Source organism: Caldimonas sp. KR1-144, from assembly GCF_049446155.1.
Classification (GTDB): domain Bacteria; phylum Pseudomonadota; class Gammaproteobacteria; order Burkholderiales; family Burkholderiaceae_C; genus Rivibacter.
Genome location: NZ_JBMSEE010000011.1, coordinates 65,216 through 87,106, shown reverse-complemented (window position 1 = coordinate 87,106; position 21,891 = coordinate 65,216). Strand labels below are relative to the sequence as shown.

At 70.9% G+C, this 21,891-nt stretch carries 16 protein-coding genes; 13 read left to right on the top strand and 3 right to left on the bottom strand.

The features are described from left to right. Position 1 precedes the first annotated feature (1 nt). Positions 2-2,860, bottom strand: a complete 2,859-nt coding sequence (locus ACO2TI_RS21490; protein WP_423287275.1) for an ATP-binding protein — start codon at positions 2,858-2,860, stop codon at positions 2-4. A gap of 81 nt (positions 2,861-2,941) precedes the next feature. Here ACO2TI_RS21490 and ACO2TI_RS21485 point away from each other — a divergent pair, with 81 nt between their 5' ends. Genes ACO2TI_RS21485 through ACO2TI_RS21450 form a run of 8 tightly spaced genes read left to right on the top strand, consistent with a single transcriptional unit; the run spans position 2,942 to position 12,401 of the window. Next, complete coding sequence (locus tag ACO2TI_RS21485) at positions 2,942-3,166, top strand: hypothetical protein (protein WP_423287273.1); 225 nt, start codon at positions 2,942-2,944, stop codon at positions 3,164-3,166. Next, positions 3,163-3,582 carry a hypothetical protein gene (locus tag ACO2TI_RS21480; protein ID WP_423287271.1) on the top strand — a complete coding sequence of 140 codons (420 nt, stop codon included), beginning with the start codon at positions 3,163-3,165 and terminating at the stop codon, positions 3,580-3,582. Before ACO2TI_RS21485 ends, ACO2TI_RS21480 begins: the two co-directional genes overlap by 4 nt. A 20-nt stretch (positions 3,583-3,602) precedes the next feature. Further along, positions 3,603-4,718 carry an efflux RND transporter periplasmic adaptor subunit gene (locus tag ACO2TI_RS21475; protein WP_423287269.1) on the top strand — a complete coding sequence of 372 codons (1,116 nt, stop codon included), beginning with the start codon at positions 3,603-3,605 and terminating at the stop codon, positions 4,716-4,718. Continuing rightward, a complete protein-coding gene (locus ACO2TI_RS21470) occupies positions 4,715-7,792 on the top strand; it encodes an efflux RND transporter permease subunit (RefSeq protein WP_423287267.1) in 3,078 nt (1,025 codons plus the stop codon). Before ACO2TI_RS21475 ends, ACO2TI_RS21470 begins: the two co-directional genes overlap by 4 nt. Positions 7,793-7,795: 3 nt before the next feature. Beyond that, complete coding sequence (locus tag ACO2TI_RS21465) at positions 7,796-9,154, top strand: TolC family outer membrane protein (protein WP_423287265.1); 1,359 nt, start codon at positions 7,796-7,798, stop codon at positions 9,152-9,154. Further along, positions 9,151-10,617 carry a patatin-like phospholipase family protein gene (locus ACO2TI_RS21460; RefSeq protein WP_423287263.1) on the top strand — a complete coding sequence of 489 codons (1,467 nt, stop codon included), beginning with the start codon at positions 9,151-9,153 and terminating at the stop codon, positions 10,615-10,617. The genes ACO2TI_RS21465 and ACO2TI_RS21460 overlap by 4 nt, the downstream gene beginning before the upstream one ends. Beyond that, positions 10,614-11,264, top strand: a complete 651-nt coding sequence (locus ACO2TI_RS21455) for a TetR/AcrR family transcriptional regulator (RefSeq protein ID WP_423287261.1) — start codon at positions 10,614-10,616, stop codon at positions 11,262-11,264. The genes ACO2TI_RS21460 and ACO2TI_RS21455 overlap by 4 nt, the downstream gene beginning before the upstream one ends. 27 nt (positions 11,265-11,291) lie before the next feature. Next, the gene (locus ACO2TI_RS21450; RefSeq protein WP_423287259.1) at positions 11,292-12,401 is read left to right on the top strand and encodes a DUF3187 family protein; all 1,110 of its coding nucleotides are present in this window, start codon (positions 11,292-11,294) and stop codon (positions 12,399-12,401) included. A 47-nt stretch (positions 12,402-12,448) separates the two neighbouring features. Here ACO2TI_RS21450 and ACO2TI_RS21445 read toward each other — a convergent pair whose 3' ends face one another. Beyond that, entirely contained in the window at positions 12,449-13,069 is a 621-nt protein-coding gene (locus tag ACO2TI_RS21445; RefSeq protein ID WP_423287257.1) for a DUF4136 domain-containing protein, read from the bottom strand. A gap of 236 nt (positions 13,070-13,305) precedes the next feature. On the opposite strand from ACO2TI_RS21445, the gene ACO2TI_RS21440 reads away from it, so the two are divergent. From ACO2TI_RS21440 to ACO2TI_RS21420, 5 genes are all read left to right on the top strand, one after another. After that, entirely contained in the window at positions 13,306-13,881 is a 576-nt protein-coding gene (locus ACO2TI_RS21440; protein ID WP_423287255.1) for a Crp/Fnr family transcriptional regulator, read from the top strand. Positions 13,882-14,041: 160 nt separating this feature from the next. Then, entirely contained in the window at positions 14,042-15,625 is a 1,584-nt protein-coding gene (locus ACO2TI_RS21435; RefSeq protein WP_423287253.1) for a methyl-accepting chemotaxis protein, read from the top strand. A 116-nt stretch (positions 15,626-15,741) separates the two neighbouring features. Next, the gene (locus tag ACO2TI_RS21430) at positions 15,742-17,697 is read left to right on the top strand and encodes an ATP-binding protein (protein ID WP_423287251.1); all 1,956 of its coding nucleotides are present in this window, start codon (positions 15,742-15,744) and stop codon (positions 17,695-17,697) included. A gap of 158 nt (positions 17,698-17,855) precedes the next feature. Then, positions 17,856-18,974: a C1 family peptidase gene (locus tag ACO2TI_RS21425; protein ID WP_423287249.1), complete on the top strand. Its 1,119-nt coding sequence runs from the start codon at positions 17,856-17,858 to the stop codon at positions 18,972-18,974. Positions 18,975-18,988: 14 nt separating this feature from the next. Next, the gene (locus tag ACO2TI_RS21420; protein ID WP_423287247.1) at positions 18,989-19,540 is read left to right on the top strand and encodes a DUF4136 domain-containing protein; all 552 of its coding nucleotides are present in this window, start codon (positions 18,989-18,991) and stop codon (positions 19,538-19,540) included. Positions 19,541-19,625: 85 nt separating this feature from the next. On the opposite strand, the gene ACO2TI_RS21415 is transcribed toward ACO2TI_RS21420, so the two are convergent. After that, complete coding sequence (locus tag ACO2TI_RS21415) at positions 19,626-21,770, bottom strand: glycoside hydrolase family 3 N-terminal domain-containing protein (RefSeq protein WP_423287245.1); 2,145 nt, start codon at positions 21,768-21,770, stop codon at positions 19,626-19,628. Positions 21,771-21,891 lie beyond the last annotated feature (121 nt).

Here is a 21,891-nt window from a genome sequence, read left to right as displayed (position 1 = left end):
CTCAGCCGGCGACGCAAGCCGCCGCGCGCGCGGCGGCGATCACCGGGCTGGCGTCGTCGGCATAGCGCGCCAGCAGCTCGCGAAGGCGCGCCGGATCGGCCGCCTGAGATCCCGCGCGCTGGGCCGCCGCGAGCGCGACGAGTTCATGGAACACCGCGTGCTGCTCGCGCGCGGTGCGGATCGAGCGCGCAAAGCTCTCGGCCGCTGCCGCCGTGTCGCCGGCATCGGCCTGGATCTGCGCGAGCTGGCAAAGCAGGGGCGAGAGCATCAGCCGCTCGCCGGTGCCCTGCGCAATGGCGAGGCCGGCCTCGACCGAGGCGCGCGCCTGCGCGGCCTGCCCGGCCGCGCGGCAGGCCTCGGCATGGTGGAAGTGGAAGTCACCGAGCCCGAAGCCCATCCCGAGCGCCTGCACGGTGCGAAGCGTCGCGCGCATCTCGTCGAGCCCCTCGTCGACGCGGCCCTGCGCGACGAGCGCGCGGCCGTGCAGCCAGGCGAAGCCGCTGCGCGCGGCGGGCACCTCCTGGTCGCGGATCACGCCGTACACGCGTTCGGTCAGCGCATGGACGGTCTCGAACTCGCCCGCCAGCGCGTGCAGCATCGCGGCCACGTACAGCGCGGCGACCTCGCTGATCGGATGACGGTTCGCGACCGCGATCTCGGCCGCCTGCGCAGAGAGGTCACGCGCTCGGCGCGGCTCGCCGGCCAGCCAGGTCACGAGCGCCAATGCCAGCGAGGTCTCGGCGCCGAGGTCCTGCACGAAGCGCGCCGCCGACAACCGGTCGGCGAGCTCGCGGTGCGCGTCGAGCGCCGCCTCGAGCTGCGTGCGCGCGGCGTCGAGCTCGCCCATCATCATCAGCGTCAGGCCCATCGCGTTGAGGCCGCTCAAGCGCAGCGCGGGCTCGGCACGGCGTTCGGCCAGCGCCTGCATGTCTGCGGCCAACGCGCGCGCGGCCGGCAGCTCGCCGCGCAGGAAGCGCACCCACCATGAGCCGTGCAGCGCGCCCGGCCAGGCGGCGCTGTCGGACTCGCCCAGCGCGAGCACGCGCTCGAAGGCGGCCGCCACCTCGGGCTCGCAGGGCACGTGCAGGCGCGTCAGCGCGACGGCCTCGAGCAGGCGCAGATCGAGCTCGAGTGCGGGCTCGATCCGGCCCCCGGCCAGTGCGAGCGCGTGGCGCGCTGACTGCAGCGCCTCGCGCCCGGCGCCACGCGCGAGCGCGCGCGACGCGGCAAGCGAGAGCTGCGCCGCGGCAGCGGCCGGCTCGCCGCCGCGCTCGTGGTGCAGTGCCAGCTCGCTGGCGACTTCGGCGGCGCCGGCGCCGTGCATCGACGCGAGCGCGGCGGCCCAGCGGCGGTGCCACAGCAGCCGCTGCGGCGCTGCCAGCCGCTCGTACAGGACGCGGCGGTAGGTCGCATGAGCGAACGCATAGCGTGCGCCGATGCCGCCGCCGGCCACCGGTGCCGCGCCGACGCAGCGCAGCCACGGCAGGCGCGCCGCTGCCTCGTCGAGACTGGCCTGCAGTTCGGCCGGCGGTAGCTCCAGCACCTCGGCCAGCGGCGGATGCATGAACTCGACGCCCGCGACGCTGGCTGCGCCGAGCGCGCGCTGCTGATCGGCCGACAGCCGCGCGAGCTGGCGCTCGACGATGCCGACGATGCTGCGCGGGACCGCTAGGCCGTCGGCATCCGGGAAGCGCCAGGCGCTGCCGTCGCGCTGCAATCGGCCGGACTCGACCAGCTCGTCGACGACGTTGACGACGAACAGCGGCAGTCCCGACGTGTGCGCATGCAGGGCACGCACGAAGGACTCCGGCGCCGGCGCGCCGAGACGCGCGACGAGGTAGTCGTCGAGCTCGGCCTCGGACAGCGACTCGAGGTCGAGCTCGCGGCACAGCCGGTGCAGCCGCAGCTCCTGCCGCAGCCCCGCCAGCGGATGGTCCTCGACGATCAGCTCGGCCGGGCGGAAGCTGCCCAGCACCATCAGCCGTGCCGGCTGGCGCCGCCGCGCGAGGTAGCCCAGCAGCTGCACCGTCGCGTGGTCGCTCCAGTGCAGGTCCTCGAGCACCATCAGCACCGGCTGGTCGGCGGCCACGCGGTCGATCAGCTCGCCGAACTCGCGCAGCATGCGGTCCTGCGTGGTGCCGGCCGCGGGCGCGAAGTCGCCGGCCTGCGGCTCGTCGTGCAGCCACGGCAGCTGCGCGAGCCAGCTCGGCGCGACGCGCCGCAGCGCGTCGACCACCGCCGCGCCGCCCGGCGCGCGGCACAGCGCGTTGAGCGCCTCGAGCACCGGCATGTAGGCCTCGCCCTGGCCATAGTGCTCGATGCACTGGCCGAAGGCGACGCGCGCGCCGGCTTCGGCGACCAGGCGCTCGACCAGCGCGGTCTTGCCGCTGCCGGCATCGCCGAGCACGAACACGAGCTGGCGCTGGCCTTGCTTCGCCGCGGCCAGGGCCTGGCGCAGCGCGGCGAGTGCGGCGTCGCGCCCGGCCAGCGGCTGGGCGCGCGATGCGACCGGCGCCGGCGCGGCCGGCGCCGCCGCCGTGCTCATCGGCGCGATGAAGCGGTAGCCGCGCCGGGCAACGGTCTGGATCAGGCGCGACTCGCGGGCGTCGTCACCCAGCGCCTGGCGCAGCTGGCTCACGATGTTCTTGAGCGCCGCCTCGTTGACGTGACGGTGACCCCAGACGGCGTCGAGCAGCTCTTCCTTGGTCACCAGCTGGCCGGCGCGCCTGGCCAGCTCGCACAGCAGCTGGAACGCCCTGGGCGTCAGCTCGACCGGCAGGCCGTCCATGTCCAGCCGCGCCTGTGCCTCGTCGATCTGGAACCGGCCGAAGCGGGCCTGCAGCTGCGTTGTCTCGTTCATCCGTGGGTGCCTGACTCAATTGGTGCCGAAGCGAGACCGTAACGAGACGACTTCGAGGCGGCGCCTTCGGACACTGCCGACATGACGCTCAATCCTCTTCCGATCTATCCGGCAGCCGGCGGCTATGTGCTGCGGCTGCATCGCGATGCACGTCCCGCGGTCGGCCAGCTCATGGGCCGCATCGAGCACGTCGCCAGCGGCGACAGCACCGATTTTGCCAGCGGCCACGCGCTGCTCGAATGGCTGGCCGCGCATGCATCGCGCGATTCGGGCCACGGCGCTGCGCCGCAGGGGGATGCGCGATGAGGACCCGGCTCACCGCCAGCGCCGCGCTCATCGCGGCCGCAGTGCTCGTCGCGTCGGTCGCGCTCGCGCAGCAGCCGCAGCCGCTCGCCTATCCGGCCAAGGGCCAGTCGGCCGAGCAGCAGGACAAGGACCAGGACGAGTGCGCGAAATGGGCGCGCCAGAAGTCCGGCGCCGACTCCTCGACCGCGACGACGACCGCCTCGGGCGGCGCGGCCGCGCCAAGCCTTCCGTCGCGGCCGGCACTGCTCGCTGGCCTGCCGCAGCTGCCGGCGCCGCCGTCCGGCCTGCCGCCGCTGCCGGACCTCGATCAGGTGCAGCGCCAGCTTGCGCAAAGCGGCGCACGCGATAGCCAGCACTCGGCCTACGGCCGCGCGCTCGCCGCCTGCATGGAAGCGCGCGGCTACGTCGTCAAGTGATCACGATCCAGGAGTCATCGATGAGAATCCATTGGGCCGCTCTGCCGCTGGCAGGCGTCATCCTCTTGAGCGCATGCTCGCGCGGCGAACCGCAGGCCTACGAGGAAGTGCGGCCGGTGCGCGCGATCGCAGCAGGCCGCCAGGCCGGCTCGGTGGGTGCCAGCTACTCCGGCGAGATCGTCGCGCGCTACGAAAGCCGGCTCGGCTTTCGCACCGCGGGCAAGGTGGCCGAGCGCCTGGTCGAGCTGGGCAGCACCGTCAAGCGCGGCCAGCCGCTGATGCGGCTCGATCCGCAGCAGGAGGCCTTGCACGTCGCCGGCGCCGATGCCGAGGTCGATGCCGCGCGCAGCCGTGCGGCCCAGGCGCGCATCGACCTGCAGCGCACCGAGCAGCTGCTGGCGCGGCAGTTCGCCTCGCGCGCCGAGTTCGACCAGAACAAGCTGGCGCTGGACCAGGCCGAGTCGCAGCTGCGCGCCGCGATCGCGCAGCGCGACGCGCTGGTCAACCAGCGCGGCTACACCGTGCTGAGCTCCGACCGCGACGGCGTCGTGACCGCGATCGCCGCCGAGGCCGGCCAGGTCGTCGCGGCCGGCCAGACGGTGGTCACCGTGGCCGCCGACGGCGAGCGCGAGGTCGCGATCAGCATCCCCGAGTCGCGCATCGACGAGCTGCGCCGCGTGCAGGCGCTGAAGGTTTCGGTCTGGGCGCATCCGGACCGCCAATGGACCGGCGTGCTGCGCGAACTGGCGCCGGACACCGACAACGTGACGCGCACCTATTCCGCGCGCATCACGATCCGCGACTTCGACCCGACGGTGCTGCGCCTGGGCATGACGGCGTCGGTGTTCGCACCCGACATCGAGGGCACGAGCACGATCCGCGTGCCGCTGACCGCGATCGTCGACCAGCAGGGCAAGCGGCAGGTGTGGGTGGTCGATCCCAAGACCTCGCGCGTCGCGCTTCGCGAGGTCAAGCTGGGCAGCCCGCAGGACGACACCGTGCTCGTCGCCGCCGGCCTGGCCGAGGGTGAGATGGTCGTGACCGCCGGCGTGCACATGCTGCAGCCTGGCCAGCGGGTCAAGGTCGCCGGCGCTCAGCAAGCGGCGTCCGAAACCGATGCGGGAGGCGCCAAGTGAAGGGCCCCAACCTCTCCGAATGGGCGCTGAAGCACCAGCAGATGGTGGCGTTCCTGCTGCTGCTGCTGACCATCGCCGGCCTGTTCGCCTACAGCCACCTCGGCCAGAAGGAAGACCCGGACTTCACGATCAAGACCATGGTCGTGCAGGCCTACTGGCCCGGCAGCTCCTCGCAGCAGATGGCCGACCAGGTCACCGACAAGATCGAGAAGAAGCTCCAGGAAGTCGCCGAGATCGACCACACGACCACCTACGTTCGACCGGGCGAGACGCAGGTCAAGATCGAGCTGCGCGACGCGACGCCGCCCCAGGCGATCCCGGACGTCTGGTACCAGGTGCGCAAGAAGCTCGGCGACATCCGCCATACCCTGCCGCCCGAGGTGCAGGGGCCGTTCTTCAACGACGAGTTCGGCGACACCTTCGGCAACATGTATGCGCTCACGGGCGACGGGTTCTCGAACAGCGAGCTGCGCGAGATCGCCGACCACATGCGCAACGAACTGCTGCGCATCCCCGACGTCAACAAGGTCGACCTGATCGGCAAGCAGGACGAGAAGATCTATGTCGAGGTCTCCACCGCGAAGCTGGCTTCGCTGGGCCTCGACCCCGCGCTGATCGCCGCGACGCTGGCGCAGACCAACGCGGTCGCGCCCGCCGGCACGGTGCAGACCACCGGCGAGCAGGTGCGCATCACCGTCAGCGGCGAGTTCGATTCGGTCGAGGGCATCCGCGACATCGGCATCCGCGCCGGTGACCGCAGCTTCCGGCTCGGCGACATCGCCACCGTCAAGCGCGGCTTCGTCGACCCCGCGGTCGCGAAGATGCGCTTCAACGGGCAGGAGGCGATCGGCCTGGCGGTCAGCATGCGCAAGGGCGGCGACGTGATCCGCCTGGGCCATGCGCTCGAGGCGAGCGTCGAGCGCGTGCAGTCGCAGCTGCCGGTGGGCGTGCAGATCCACGCGGTGAGCGACCAGCCGCGCGTGGTCGAGGAGTCGGTGCACGAATTCAAGAAGAGCCTGGCCGAGGCGGTGATCATCGTGCTCGCGGTCAGCTTCTTCTCGCTGGGCCTGCGCACCGGCCTGGTGGTCGCGCTGTGCATCCCGCTGGTGCTGGCGATGACCTTCCTGGTGATGTACTTCCTCGGCATCGAGCTGCAGCGCATCTCGCTGGGCGCGCTGATCATCGCGCTGGGCCTCCTGGTCGACGACGCGATCATCGCGGTCGAGATGATGGCGCTCAAGCTCGAGCAGGGCTGGGACAAGTTCCGCGCCGCGACTTACGCCTACACCGCGACCGCGTTCCCGATGCTCACGGGCACGCTGATCACCGCGGCCGGCTTCCTGCCGGTGGGCTTTGCGAAGTCGGGCACCGGCGAGTACGTGTTCTCGCTGTTCCAGGTGGTGGGCATCTCGCTGATCCTGTCGTGGATCGTCGCCGTGGTGTTCACGCCCTACATCGGCTTCAAGCTGCTGAAGGAGGAAAAGCACGCCCACCACGACGAGAACGCGGTGTACCAGCGCGGCTTCTACCTGCGCTTTCGCCGCTTCGTCGACTTCTGCCTCGCGCGCCGCGCCTGGGTGGTGGGCATCACGGTGGTGGCCTTCGTCGGCTCGATCGCGCTGTTCAAGGTGGTGCCGCAGCAGTTCTTCCCCGCTTCGGACCGCCCCGAGCTGATGGTCAACCTCTGGATGCCGCAGGCATCGACCTTCGAGGCGAGCGAGCGCGAGGTGCGCGCGCTCGAGGAGGCGCTGCGCGGCGACGAGGACGTGGCCGCAGTGACCAGCTTCGTCGGCAACGGCAGCCCGCGCTTCTACCTGCCGCTGGACGCGCAGACGCCCAACCTGAACCTGGGCGAGATGCTGGTGATGACCCAGGGCGGCGAGGCGCGCGAGCGTGTGCGCGCCAAGATCATGCGCATCTTCGACGAGCGCATGCCCAACGTCCGCGGGCGCGTCAAGCGGCTCGAGAACGGCCCGCCGGTGGGCTACCCGGTGCAGTTCCGCGTCTACGGCGTCGACAACGACCGCATCCGTGAGATCGGCGCGAAGGTCGCGGCCATCATGCGCACCGATCCGCACGTGCGCCAGGTCAACCAGGACTGGGGCGAGCGGACCAAGCGCGTGCGCGTCGACGTCGACCAGGACAAAGCGCGCGCCCTGGGCGTCACCTCGCGCCAGATCAAGGCCGCGCTGGAGACCTCGCTGTCGGGTGCGCCGATCACGCAGTACCGCGAGGGCGACCAGGGCGTGGATGTCGTCGCGCGCCTGGTCGAGTCCGAGCGCAGCGACCTCAACAACCTGAAGGACGCCAAGATCTACCTGCGCGACGGCAAGTTCGTGCCGGTCTCGCAGGTCGCGCGCCTGACGCTCGACAGCGAGGACAGCCAGCTGTGGCGGCGCAGCCGCATCCCGACGCTCACGGTGCGCGCCGACATCGACGGCGCCGAGGCGCCCGACGTGACGCGCGCCCTGCTGCCCAGGATCGAGGCGCTCGCCAAGGACCTGCCGCTGGGCTACGGCATCGATGTGGGCGGCGCGACGGAGTCGAGCCTGAAGGCGCAGAAGTCGATCTTCGCGGTGATGCCGGCGGCCATCGTGGCCATCCTGGTGCTGCTGATGATCCAGCTGCACGACATGAAGAAGATGGTGATCGTGCTGCTGACCGCGCCACTGGGCCTGATCGGCGTGAGCGCGATCCTCGCGGCCTTTCGCATCCCGTTCGGCTTCGTTGCGATGCTGGGCGTGATCGCGCTGGCCGGCATGATCATCCGCAACTCGGTGATCCTGGTGGTGCAGATCGACCACGACGTGCAAGCCGGCGCGCCGCTGTGGACCGCGATCGTCGAGTCGGCGGTGCGCCGCCTGCGCCCGATCGCGCTCACCGCGCTGGCCGCGATCCTCGCGATGGTGCCGCTCACGCGCTCGGTGTTCTGGGGGCCGATGGCCTGGGCCATCATGGGCGGCCTGGCTGTCGCGACGCTGCTCACCCTCGTCTTCCTGCCCGCGCTGTACGCCACCGTGTACGGCGCCCGGCGACCCACTCCTCTCGACGTCGAAGCGTCGGCGAAAGCATAGGCAATGAAAGTGAAGCATTCGGCCGTCCGCTGGGCGGTACTGGGTGTGCTCGGCCTGCAGGCCCTCACGGCACACGCGATCGACCTGGTCGGCGCCTACGAGCACGCACTGCGCTACGACCCCGCCAAGCTGGCGGCCGACGAGGCGCTGGCGGCAGGACGCGAGAAGGCGGTGCAGGGCGACGCCCTGCTGCGCCCGCGCATCGGCCTGACGGCCGGCGTGAACTACGTGGACAGCCGCAGCTCGAGCAGCTTGCCGCCGGCGCTGGCGTCGGTCGTGCCGTCGGACAGCAACGGCAGCGTGCGCCAGGCCTCGGTGCAGCTCACGCAGCCCCTGTACGACGCGAGCGCGCGCGCCGACAAGCAGCAGCTGCACCAGCTCAGCGCGCTGGCCGAGACGCAGTTCGACCAGTCGCGCCAGGACCTCGCACAGCGCGTGGCCGAGGCCTACTTCGGCGTTCTGCTGGCCGAGGAGACGGTGCGCGTCGTGCAGGCCGAGAAGGCCGCGATCGGCGCCCAGCGCGACCGCGCCCAGGCCCGCTTCGACGTCGGACGCGGCAAGGTGACCGACCTGCAGGAAGCGCAGGCGCGCTACGACCAGGTGCAGACCAAGGAGATCTCGGCGCTGAGCAACCTCGACCTGCGCCGCGCCGCGTTCAAGGAGGCGATCGGCCTGCCGGCGCAGGACCTGACGCCGCTGGCCACGAGCTTCGCGCCGGTCGCGCCCCAGCCGGACAGCCTCGCGGCATGGCAGGCCAAGGGCGAGGACCAGAGCACGCTGGTGCGCGTGAGGCGCTCCCAGCTCGAGATCGCCGGCGCCGAGATCGGCAAGCACAAGCTGGCCGGCCGCCCGACGCTCAACCTCGTGGCCAGCTACACAGCCAGCGACCAGAGCGGCGGCCTGTCGCCGCTGGCGGCTTCCGACAACCAGCGCAACGCGGTCGTCGGCCTGCAGCTCAATGTGCCGCTGTACGCGGGCGGAGCGATCGATTCGCGCGAGCGCGAATCGCTGGCGCGGCAGCGCCAGGCCGACCAGGAGCTCTCGGCCGCGCGGCGCGACGTGCGCCTGCAGGTGCAAGACGCCTACCTGTCGGTCAAGACCAACGTCTCGCGCATCGCCTCGTTCCAGCAGTCGCTGATCTCCGCGCGCTCCGCGCTCGAGGCGACGACGCTCGGCCGCGACGTGGGCACGCGCACCGAGCTCGACGTGCTCGATGCGCAGCAGCGATCCTTCGCCGCCGAGCTCGACCTCGCGCAGGCCCGCTTCGACTACCTGCTCGGGCGCGTGCGCCTCGCCGCCGCGGTCGGCGAGCTGGGCGAGGCGGACCTGCGCGCGCTCAACGGCTGGCTGGCCACGCGATGAAGCCGCTCGCGCTGCAGGCGATGTGGCACCGCGTTCGGGCGCTCGCGCTGGGCGCGGCCGTGCTGCTGCTCGGCGCATGCTCGACGACGCGGCCCTGGATCAACCAGCCGGTGGCGGCATCCGCCGCGCCCGCGGCGGCGCAGCCGCCGGCGATGGTGCCCGTGATGGACCCCGGCGCTGCCGCGGGTTCGCCGATCGTCGCCGCGGTGGCCCTGTCGGGCGGCGGCGCGCGCGCCGCGGCGTTCGGTCTGGGCGTGCTCGAGGAGCTCAAGGCCACGCGCTTCGAGATCGACGGACGCGAGACCACGCTGCTCGACGAGGTTGGGCTGATCAGCGGCGTCTCGGGCGGCAGCATCCTGGCCGGCTACTACGCCGCCTTCGGCGACGAGGTGTTCACGCGCTTCGAGCACGACTTCCTGCTCGTCAACTTCCAGTCGCATCTGCTGCGCGACATGGCCTCGCCGTCGACACTGCACAAGCTCACGTCGCCGTGGTGGGGCCGCAGCGACGCGCTGCGCGAGCACCTGGACCGCGTCTTCCGTGGCACCACCTTCGGCGACCTGCGCGCGCGCAACGCCCGCTTGCGCCTGCTGGTCACCGCGACGGACCTGACCACCGGCGCGCCGTTCGAGTTCACGCCCGAGCAGTTCGCGCTCATCTGTTCCGACTTCGACAGCGTGCCGCTGTCGTTCGCGGTGGCGGCCTCGTCGTCGGTGCCGCTGCTGCTCAGCCCGATGACGGTGCGCAACTACGGCGGCAGCTGCCCCCCGGTGGCGGCGGACGACGACCGCACGACGCAGCGCAACCTCGCGGCGCGCCTGCGCCACCTGATCGCGATGAGCTACCGCGATTCGGCCGAACGCCCCTACATCCACCTCGTGGACGGCGGGCTGGTGGACAACCTCGGCGTGCGCGGCCTGCTCGATCGCGCCGTTTCCCGCGGCTCCCTGGCGGCCGGCTTCGCCGGGATGGCGCCCGGCTCGGTGCGCCACATCGTGCTGATCAGCGTCAACTCCGAACGCGACACGGCCGACCGCATCGACCAGAGCGACCGCGTCCCCGGCACCGCGCAAGTGCTCGATTCGCTGGTCTTCGGCGCCGGCTCGCGGCTCACCACCGAGACGACCGCGATGCTCGACGACGCCGCACGCCGGCTGTCGCAGGAGCTCGAGGACGAGCGCGGCCGCCCCGGCAGCCCGTTCGCGCCCGACGCCGAGATCCACCTGATCAACGTCAGCCTTCGCGACCTGCACGATCCGTCGCTGCGGCACCTGCTGCTGCGGGTGCCTACCGCGCTGACGATCGCGCCGGGGCAGGCGCGCAAGCTCAGGGCCGCGGGCCGGCTCGCGCTGCGCGAGTCCGAGGCCTTCCAGCGGCTGCGCCGCAGCCTCGCCGCCGACGACGGCCTCACGGCCGCGAACGCGGTCCCCGAGGACGCGGGTGCGAAAGCCGTGAACCCATGAGCACGCTCCTGCGGCCTGACGCCGGCAGCCCGCGGCGACGCGCGCGCGAGCCCGGCCGCGACGAGGCCATCCTCGACGCCGCAATGTCGCTGTTCGTGGCGAAGGGCTTCGACGCCACGAGCACCGACGAGATCGCGGCACGCGCGGGCGTGGCGAAGGGCACCTTGTACCTCTACCACGCCAGCAAGCTCGAAATGCTCGGCGCCGTCGCCGACCGTCTCTGGTCGCGCGCCGCCGCGTCCTCGCCGCAGCCGGCGCCGGGCGCCGGGCGCAGCGGCGCCGACGCGCTGCGCGAGGCGCTGGTCGCCGTCGCGGAGCGGCTCGCGCAGGGCGATGCGGGCCGGCTGCTGAGGATCGCCATTGCCGAGGCCCACAATCTGCCGAGCCTGCCGCGCACGTGGATCGAACGGGTCGTCGAACCCTGCTGCGCGTCGATCGCGCGCATCGTGCAGCAAGGCATCGAGCAAGGCGAGTTCCGGTGCGCCGACCCGCGCGCGGCGGCCGCATCGCTGGTGCTGCCGATCTTCATGGCGGGCCTGCAGCAGCAACTGCTGCGAGCCGTCGGCGAGAGCGAGGAGCGCCTGGGCGGCGCACCCTTCATCGACCATCACCTCGACCTCGTGCTGCAGGGCCTGCGCCGCGGCTGATCCGGTCATTCTTCATTGCGAGAGCCCATGGGCTTGCCCGTCTTCGAAGGCCGCAACCTGCGTGCCGCCATCTCCGTGAGCAGCGCGCTGCTGCTTTGCACCGCGCTTCACGCCGAGCCGGCGCACGACGACGCCGGCATCGGCTTCGCCGGCCTGCTGCCGGTGCGCGACATGACGACGTTCGGCTTTCGCCGGCTCGACATGCGCCCCGCGCCGGTGACGACGGATGCCAGCCGACCGGCGATCGAGTTCGCGTTCGGCTACCAGAACACCTGGTCGACGAGTTCAGACGTGCGCGACTACCTGCAGACGCGCCCGCGCTCGGCCTTCACGGGCGACGACGTCGAGCGCCTGCGCGCGACGCCGGGAGAGCACTATCTCGTCGACATGGAGCTGGCGATGCTCGACGTGACGGTGCGCTATCCGCTGTCGCCGCGGCTCGACGCCTACGCGATGGTCTCGGCGGCCCAGTTCACCGGCGGAAGGCTGGACGGCATGATCGAGAGCTTCCACCGCCGGTTCGGCTTCGACGACTTCGGGCGTCCGGGCGCGGCACGCAACCGCTTCAATCTCTACCTGGACCTCAAGGGCGTGAAGGTCCAGGAATTGAACCGCGATGACCTGGGCGGGCTGCTCGATCCGGTCGTGGGGCTGCGCTACACCTGGCCGATTCCGTCGCAGCGCATGCGCGTCGTGGCCGAGGCGGCAGCCAAGCTGCCGCTGGAGTCCAACGGCCTGATGTCGACCGGCCGCGCCGACGTCGGCACGCAGGTCACGGCGCAATGGTTCCGGCACGCGCATGCCTTCTACGTCAGCGCTGCCGTGGTCCGCTTCGCTGGCAGCCCGGCGCCTTATCGCAACGCCTCGACGACGGTGCCCACCGGCATCTTCGGCTACGAGTACCGCTGGGACGAGAAGACCAACGTGGTGGCCCAGCTGTCGACCAGCCGCAGCACGTTCACCTCGCGCGAGACCGACCTGGAGGAACTGCGCGGCATGAAGTACCAGGTCTCGCTGGGGCTGCGCCATTGCCTGCAAGCCGCCTGCCTGACCGCGGCCGTGACGGAGAACGTCATGCGCTTCAACAACACGCCGGACGTCGGCTTCCTGTTCGGCGCGGGCTTCGATCTCCAGTGACCTGCGCGGGTTCGAGGCCCGCGCAGGCCCGCAGCCCTGAGGGGTCGTCATTTGTCGGTCGGGTTGCGCGCACGCACGCCGACGGGGAAGCCCTTGAAGATCTCAGCGACGGCCTTCTCGACCGAGGTGCCCGGGTCGCGCAGCATCGCGGCGCTGACCGGCCCTTCCGCAACACCACGCCAGATCACTTCGTGCCGCTTCGAGTCGATCAGATCGATGGCCATGCGCCCCATCCGATAGTGTTCCCTTCCGGCCCCGTCCAGGCTTTCGAGCTGGCCCGCAGCCAGGCGCTGCCCCTGCCGCTCCTCGATGACGGCACCGATGTTCACGAGCATGTCAGGCGACTGCGCCTGGTACTCGTAGCCTCGGCGCTCGAGCTGGTTGCGCGCGGCTTCGTAGAGCCGCTCCTCCGCGGCGGAGATGTAGCCGTGCGGGCGGCTGACGTGGAACGCGAAGCTGCGGTAGGTGTGGAGATCGACGTTCGGATCCTGGATGCGAAACAGGGTGGTGGGCTTCGGAGAGCTCGTGCAAGCGGCCAGGGCCAGCGTGGCCAGGCCGAGCAGCAGCGTGCGGCGGTTGAAAGGTTTCATCGACTTCTTCTCGGATCGGTTTCCAGGAGGACGGCCACGAGGGCCGCTCAATTCAGTGTCGGACTTCTGCGCGCCCAAGTCGTCTCGCGTCGGTCCTGATTCGGTAACGACCGCGTCGCCCCGGCCGGGCCGGCACGGCGGCGGCTATCCTGATTGCCGGCTCGTGCCTTCCACATTGCCTCTTCACTGACATGTCGATCGACATTCACCTTCGCGCGTCGAACTGCCATGAATGCGCCATTCGCGGCCATTGCGTGCTGGGACGGCTCGGGCCCGAGGCAGGTCCCTTGCTCAAGGCGCATGTTCGCGAGCGCGTGCTCCGACGCAACGACGTGCTTGCGGCGCAAGGCCGCACGGCCGGCGTCCTGCGCGTCGTCAAGATGGGCACGGTCTTCGCGTACCGCCGCGGCCTCGACGGCCGATCGCGACCGGTCGGGGTCGTGAGCCGGGGCAGTGCGCTGGGCACCTTCGGCATCTTCAACATGCCCAACCCGGCTTCCTGCGTCGCGCTCACGACGGTTCGCGTCTGCGAGATTGCCATCGCCGCCCTGCATGGCCGCGCCGACTGCGAACAGGGTCTGCACGCCCATGCAAGCCTGGCGATCCTGGAGAACTTCGCGGCCGTCACCGCGTGGTCGGAAGTCATGCGCCTGCCCGGTGTGGTGAAGCAGCTGGCCTATGTGGTCGTGCTGCTGGCCGACGCGCAGCGGGTGCCCGTGGTGGAGCTTCCAAGCCACTCGGCCTTGTCCGAACTGCTCGGCGCGCGGCGCGAGACGATCGCGCGCGCATTGGCCACGCTCGAAGGCGAGGGCGGCATCCGGCGCGATCGCAGGCGCTGCGAGGTGCGTCGCGACAAGCTGCTGGCGCGCGTGACGCAAGCATCGGGCTGAGGCAGCCGCCTCGCGCGCATCGCCGAGATCGCCGCGGCCCGCGCGGACTGCGCGATTCGTCACTTTGCGTTCAAGTAGTGCCCCGCGATGCGGTTTACACCCATCCGCGAAAGCGGCTGCGTGTCGAAGATGCATCGATCGGCGTTGAACAGAAAGAACGATGCGCGACAACCAGCCTGTGACGCAAAGGGAGTTCGACTACAGCGACGGGACGACCCTGATGTCCGTCACCGACGTGAACAGCCACATCAGCTACGCGAACGGGGCGTTCATCGCGGTCAGCGGCTTCGATCGGGAGGAGATCCTCGGACAGCCGCACAACATCGTGCGTCATCCCGACATGCCGGCGGCCGCCTTCGCCGACATGTGGGCGACCTTGAAGGGCGGGGAGTCCTGGTCGGCGCTGGTGAAGAACCGGCGCAAGAACGGCGATCACTACTGGGTGCGCGCAAACGCCACGCCCATGCGGCGCGACGGACGCCTGCTGGGCTACATGTCCGTTCGAACCAAGCCGGCGCGCGCCGAAGTCGCGCAAGCCGAGGCGCTCTATCGCGACCTGCGTGGCGGCCAGCCGCGCGGACGGGCGCTGCACAAGGGCCTGCTCGTGCGCACAGGCCTCCTCGGACGCTTGCCGTCGCTGCAGACCATGTCGGTGCGGGCGCGCATTCGATGGGCCGCGCTCGCCGGCCTGCCGGTCGTGGGCGGCGCCGGCATGGCTGCCGGGCTCGACGCGTCTTCGCTGTCGATCGTGGCCGCGGGAGCGGGCCTGTGGATGCTTGCCGCGATCGTCTGGCTCGAGACGCAGATCGCGGCGCCGCTGTCGACGGTGCTGAGAGTTGCGCTCAGTGCCGCGCAAGGCAGCCCCGAGCGCAACGTCAGCCTCGATCGAGTCGACGAGATCGGCATGCTGCTGCGGGCGGTCAACCAGTCCGCGCTCAACCTGCGCTCTTTGCTCGACGACGTGAACGAACAAGCCCGCGGACTGCATGGGGCCTCGGCGGAAGTTGCCTCGGGCAACGATGAGTTGCGTGCGCGCACCGAGCAGACGGCGTGCAACCTGCAGGAGACCGCGGCGTCGATGGAGCAGCTGGGCGCGACCGCGTTGCACAACGACGACCGTGCGCGGCAGGCGAACGAGCTGGCGACGAGCGCCTCGGCGGTTGCCGTCAGGGGCGGCGAGGTGGTCCAGCAAGTCGTCGCGACGATGAACGACATCGACGAGAGCTCGCGCAGGATCGCCGACATCATCGGCGTGATCGACGGCATCGCGTTCCAGACCAACATCCTCGCGCTCAACGCGGCAGTGGAGGCGGCGCGCGCCGGCGAGCACGGCCGCGGCTTTGCCGTCGTCGCCTCCGAAGTGCGCAGCCTCGCGGGCCGCGCGGCCGACGCCGCCAAGGAGATCAAGCGGCTGATCGGCGCCAGCGTCGAGCGGGTCGCGCACGGCGCGGCCCTGGTCGGCGAGGCCGGCGCGACCATGAGCGAGGTGGTTGCCTCGATCTCGCGGGTGGCCACGATCGTGGGCGAGATCAGCGCCGCCAGCGCCGAGCAAAGCGCGGGCGTCGCGCAGGCGGGCGAGGCGGTGAGCAGGATGGACCAGGCCACCCAGGAAAACGCGGCGCTGGTGGAACAGCGGGCGGCCGCGGCCCAGAGCCTCGAGCAGCAGGCGCGCCGCCTGCTCGAAGCGGTGGCCGCCTTCATGCACGGACCGACCCAGACCAACCGGGCGCCGGCTCGCCCCTGACAAGGAGCGCGCCGAGCAAGCGCCCTATCAGCCGCCGAAGGGCTGACGAACCGATGACCATGCACCGTGCCGAAGATGCCCCGTTGCGCTCCATGGGCCACCACATCGACAACGCCATGCCGGACCCCGCGAGCCGGGAGGAGCTCATCGCCGCGCTGGACGAGCACGCCATCGTCAGCGTCGCCGACAGCACCGGAAGAATCGTCTACGTCAACGACCTCTTCTGCGAGACCAGCGGCTACACGGCCTTCGAGCTGCTCGGTTCGCAGCACAACATCGTCAAGTCCGGCGAGCATCCGCCCGAGCTGTATCGGGAGCTCTGGGAGACCATTTCGGGCGGACGTGTCTGGCACGGCGAGCTCAAGAACCGGCGCAGGGACGGCAGCTTCTACTGGGTGGCCACGACCATCGTGCCGGTGCTCGACGAGCACGACCTGCCGTCGCGCTATGTGTCGATCCGCACCAACATCACCGCCGAGAAGCTGCTCGACGAGAAGCTGCTGCACCAGCGCGCCTTCCTGGCCAGCATCGCCGAAGCGGTCGGCGAAGGCATCCTGGTCGAGGACGAGCGCGGGGAATGCGTGTTCGCCAACGAGGAGGCCGCGCAGCTCCTGGGCTGCGCCCGCGACGATCTGCTGGGGCTCCGCCTGCACGACCGGATCGTCGATTCGCTCGCGCCGATCGACTTCGCGAACAGCTCCCGCGAGGCCTGCGCCGACCCCGGCCTCGGCTGGCTGCCCGGCCGCTACGAGGGCGAGTTCGTCGGCCTCGACGGCCGCCGCCGGCCGGTGCTGGTCGGCGTGCAGCCGATGGCCGAGACCGGCGGTATCCGGGGCATGGTGATCACGTTTCGGGACCACTCGGCCGAACGCCGCCAGCGCGACGAGCTGCGCCGCGCGCGGACCGCGGCCGATCAGGCCAACCGCGCCAAGTCGGCCTTTCTTGCCAACATGAGCCACGAGATCCGCACGCCGCTCAACGGCGTGCTGGGGTTGGCCCGCCTGGCCCTGGACGAGCCGGTCGATGCGCCGCGGCTGCGCAAGTACCTCGAAGGCATCGTCGAGAGCGCCGGCGCGCTGACCGAGCTGATCACGGATGTGCTCGACATCTCCAAGATCGAGGCCGGCGAGTCGAGCCTCCAGAAGGTCGACTTCGACCTCCACGACCTGCTGCACTCGGTGCAACGGGGCTTTCGCGAGCTGGCATCCGCCAAGGGGCTCGAGCTGCCGCTGTCGATCGCACCCGACGTGCCGGCCCACGTGACCGGTGACCGGGTGCGGGTGCGTCAGATCCTCTCCAACTTCCTGAGCAACGCCATCAAGTTCAGCTCGCGCGGCCGTGTGCACCTGATGGCGAAGGCGACGACCGACGGTCGTGTCTGCCTGGCCGTCGAGGACGCGGGCATCGGCATCCAGCAGGACACGCTGAAGCAATTGTTCCGGCCCTTCGTCCAGGCCGACGAGTCGACGACCCGACAGTTCGGAGGCAGCGGACTCGGCCTGTCGATCTGTCGGGCGCTGGCCCAGGAGATGGGCGGCCGGGTCGGGGCCGAGAGCGAGCCGGGCAAGGGCAGTCTCTTCTGGGCGGAGCTTCCGCTGCCTGCCGTGCCGCCGCAGGTCCGCGCCGGCGAGGCGCCGCCGGCTTCGGCGGCCGACGAGGCCGCGATCTCCGGCATGAGGGTGCTGCTGGTGGAGGACAACGAAACCAATGTGGTGATCGCCAGCGCGTTGATGAACCGATGGGGTGTCGAGGTGGTCACGGCCCAAGGCGGGCGCGAGGCGCTCGAACTGATCGACCGGGACGAAGGGCGCTTTGACATCGTGCTGATGGACCTGCACATGCCGCAGATGAGCGGCTATGACGTGACCGCGACATTGCGGTCCCGGTACGCGCCACAGGCCTTGCCGATCGTCGCGCTGACGGCCGCCGCCTTCGAAGAGGATCGCGAAGCCTGCCGCCGCGCCGGCATGAACGACTTCGTCACCAAGCCCGTCAGCGCCGAGCGCTTGCGCGCGGTCCTGGCCAAGTGGCATCGCAGACGTGCGCCGCGCGGGAGCGCGCCGCAGGGCTGAACGCGCCTGGGGGCGGGGGCCGGGCGTTCCCCCGCCAGGCGGCGGGACGCAAGTGATACCGAATCAAGACGGCCGCGAGACGACTTCGCGTGGCGAGGCTCTGACACTTGCCATCACGGCCCGCGGGCCGCGATTCAGAGATCCACAACCACACGAACATGAAACTCATCCATGCGACGCTCCTCGCCGCCGCAATCCTTTCACTCCAGGCCTGCGGGGGCAGCGACGACGACGACTCCCGTGAGAGCGGCTTCTATGCCCCCACTTACGGCGATGCTCGAGGCGACACCCGCTGGCAGGCCGACCTGAGCGACGTCACCGACAAGGTGGTGGCCAACCAGGACGCCGGCAGCGAACTGGCATCGCTGATCTCGGCCGTCGACGACGGGCTGGTCCAGGTGTTCGGCAGCTACAAGGTCAAGCTCATCTCGGCGTCGAAGAACAGCTGTCCGCAGGACCTCGAAGGCTGCGACACCACGGATTCCGCGGCCCTGGGCGTGGGTGACAGCGCGCTGGTGGCCGGCTTGAGCGAGCTGAAGGCCAGCGTTCGCGATCAAGGCCAGCGCGGCAGCTGCGTCGCCTTCGCGCTCAACGGCGGCATGGAAGTGCTGCTGTCCCGGCAAGACCAGGACGCCGACCTGTCGGAACAGAACACGTACTTCGAAGGCAAGCGCCTCACCGACACCTGGGACAGCGCGGGGCTTTCTCCCTACGACACGTTCGCGTCGTTCATCGGCCAGAACACCAAGTGGGTGGCGGAGTCGTACTGGCCGTACAACCAGGACGACAAGTTCTGCGCCCGCTACAACCTCGAGAACCCGAACGCCACCTGCTCGGAAACCGAGGCCCAGGGCGGCGGCAGCGACCTCAAGCAGCAGGACCCGTCCGCCGCGTCCGCAGCCGGCTATCGCCTGACCACGGCGCACAAGCTCTACGCCTCGGTAGGACGCATCAAGCAGGCGCTGTATCGCGGCTACCCGGTGGCGATCAGCGTCAACGCGAACTACGACTTCGAGCTCGCGACCTACAAGGGCGGCGTCGTGTCCTGGGTGGTCCAGGCCGACAGCTGCGGCGCCACGCTGTGCGGCCACGAGATCCTTGCCGTGGGCTACCAGGACGACGACCGCGTCGAGGGCGGCGGCTACCTCATCGTCAAGAACTCGTGGTCCAGCGGATGGGGCGACGACGGACTGGCCTACCTGACCTACGAATGGCTCGAGCACAGCCTGCTCGACGCCCAGGCGCTCGTCGAGATCGACGCGAAGGCCACAAAATGAGCAAGAGCACACCCATGAAAGTTCAACGCCGCGCCATGCTGCTCGGCCTGGCCGCGCTGGGCCTGGCCGCCTGCACCAGCACCCCGAAGCCTGCGCTCTTCCACATCCAGGATTCCAAGGTCGATCTTCGCAGCTACCGCACGTTCGCGTTCCGCGCGCCTGCCGGCGCGGCCGTGCGGTCGATCATCGATCGGCGCCTGCTCGAGGCCGCGCGCGGCGAACTCGAACGCCGTGGCTATATGTTCGACGAGCAGTCGGCCGAACTCCTCGTCGACGTGGGCGTCGTCGTCGAGGGCCGGCAGGCGTTGCGCAGCGTGCCGGGGCGCTTTCCGGGCTGGGACGGCATCGAGACCGAGGACTACCGCCTCGGGCGCCTGGCGATCGACCTGATCGATGCGCGGCGCAACGAAGCGGTCTGGCGCGGGATCGCGGAGGGCCGCGTGAGCGACGCGATGCTTCGCGACGGCGGCGGCGCCGCCGAGAAGGCGGTGGCCACGGTCTTCGAGGGCTTCCCCGTTCCACCGAACGCGCGCGCTGCGGCCCCGACGGCGCCTATGGCGCGCTGATCCGGTTCGACGCGCAGCGGGCGGCCGCCGCCATCGCCCCATCGCGCAACGGCCCGTCCGCCCAGGGCGCACGGGCCTGGAGCGATCAGCACAACTCGATGGTCAGCCTCAGCAAGCCCGCCGGCTCTGCACTCGGCCCGACGAGGATCTCCACCTCGCCCGGCTCGAACACGGGCTGCAGATCGGGCCCGAGGTAGCGCAGCTCGGCGCACGACAGCTGCAGCTCCACCGAGCCCGCCGTGCCGGGCTTCAACTGCAGCTTGGCGTAGCCCTTGAGCTCCAGCAGCGGCCGGGTGACGCGCGCGAGCTTGTCGCGCACGAACAGGAACACGGTCTCTTCGGCCTCGCGCACGCCCTCGTTGCGAAGCCGCACGCTGATCCTCAGCGTGTCCTGTTCGCGCACGCGCCGCGGCTCGACCTCGAGCCCCTCGTAGCGAAACCGGCCGTAGCTCAGGCCGTGGCCAAAGGCGTACAGCGGCGTGTTGTCGACATCCTGGTACTTGCTCGTGTAGTAGTCGGCCGGATTCATCGGCCGGCCGGTCGGGCGCGCGCCAAAGTAGATCGGCACCTGGCCGACGGCGCGCGGCCAGCTCATCGGCGTGCGCCCGCTCGGCGACGCCTGGCCGGTGAGCACGTCGGCGATCGCGTGGCCGGCTTCCCGGCCGAGGAACCACGCCGCCAGCAGCGCGTCGGCGTGTTCGGCCAGCCACGGCACGACGAGCGGGCGGCCCGAGAACAGGATCGCGATGACCGGGATGCCGAGCGCGCGTGCGCGCGCGATCACCGCCTCGGCCAGCGCCTGCTGCCGGCCCGGCAGCGCGGGCGTGGCGCGGCTGGCCGCCTCGCCGCTCATCGTGGCGCGCTCGCCGAGGCACAGCAGCACCGCGTCGGCGCCGTCGCACAGCGCCACAGCCGCCTGGATGCCATTGTCGTCCGCGCCGTCGATGGCAACGCCGGGCGCGTGGCGGATGTCGGCTCGCGGCAGCGCGGCGCGCAGGCCGGCCAGCACGCTCGTGGCCGGCTCGTGTTCGCCGGCACCCCACCATGGGCCCTTCATCTCGGTGCTCGCATCGGCCAGCGGGCCGACGACGGCGAGCCTCGCCGCCGCGGCAGGCAAGGGCAGGACATCGCGCTCGTTCTTCAGCATCACGATGGCCTTGCGCGCGACCTCGCGCGCCAGCGCGCGGCGCTCGTCGATCGCCGCCTCGGGCTCCGGCGTCGAGCCGCGGCGGTAGGGGTCGTCGAACAGGCCCAGCTGCTCCTTGAGCCGCAGCACGCGGCGCACGCTGGCGTCGATCTCCTCGATCGTCACGCGGCCTTGCTCCAGCGCGACCGGCAGGCCCTTGCGGTACGCGTCGGCCATCATGTCGATGTCGACGCCGGCCTTCAGCGCCAGCACCGCGGCATCGACGAGGTCGGCCGCGACGCCGTGCTTGATCAGCTCGGCGATCGCGTTGTAGTCGCTGACGATGACGCCGTCGAAGCCCATCTTTGCGCGCAGCCAGTCGCGCAGCAGCGGCACGTGCGCGGTCATCGGCACGCCGTTGAGGTCGGTGAAGGCCGGCATCAGCGTCGCGACGCCGGCTTCCAGCGCCGCCACGAAGCCGGGCAGGTGCACCTCGCGCAGCGTGCGTTCGGAGATGTCGACGGCCGCGTACTCGCGCCCCGCGTTGACCGGGCCGTAGGCCACGAAGTGCTTCGCGCAGGCGGCCAGCGCATCGGGCGCCGAGAGGTCGCCGCCCTGGAAGCCGCGCACCTTGGCGCGCGCGATGCGCGTGTTGAGCCACGGGTCCTCGCCCGGGCCCTCCGCGGTGCGGCCCCAGCGCGGATCGCGCGAGACGTCGAGCATCGGCGCGAAGGTCATCGCCAGGCCCTCGGCGGCGCCTTCGCGCGCGGCCTCGCGCGCGGTGCGCTCCCACAGCGCGTCGTCGAAGGTGCCCGCTTCCGCGAGCGGGATCGGAAACAGCGTGCGATGGCCGTGGATGATGTCCAGGCCGATCAGCAGCGGGATGCCAAGCCGCGATTGCTCCACGGCCAGCCGCTGCATCTCGTGCACCGGCCCGGCACCCACCATGTTCAGCAGGTTGCCGATCGTGCCGTCGATGATGGCCTGCGTGGAGTCGCCCGCGATCACCGGGCCGGTCACCGCGTAGCCGGAGGCCGTCATCGTGAGCTGGCCGAGCTTTTCGGGCAGCGTCATCTGGGCCATGATGGCATCGATACGACTCATGGCGGACTCGAATCGGAACCCAGGAGGGCCGCCATGATGTCACGCTGCCGGGGCCGCGTGGCCTCGACGACTCCATGAGGCCAATGGTGGCTTGTCGAGACGCTTGACTCAGGAGGCGTGC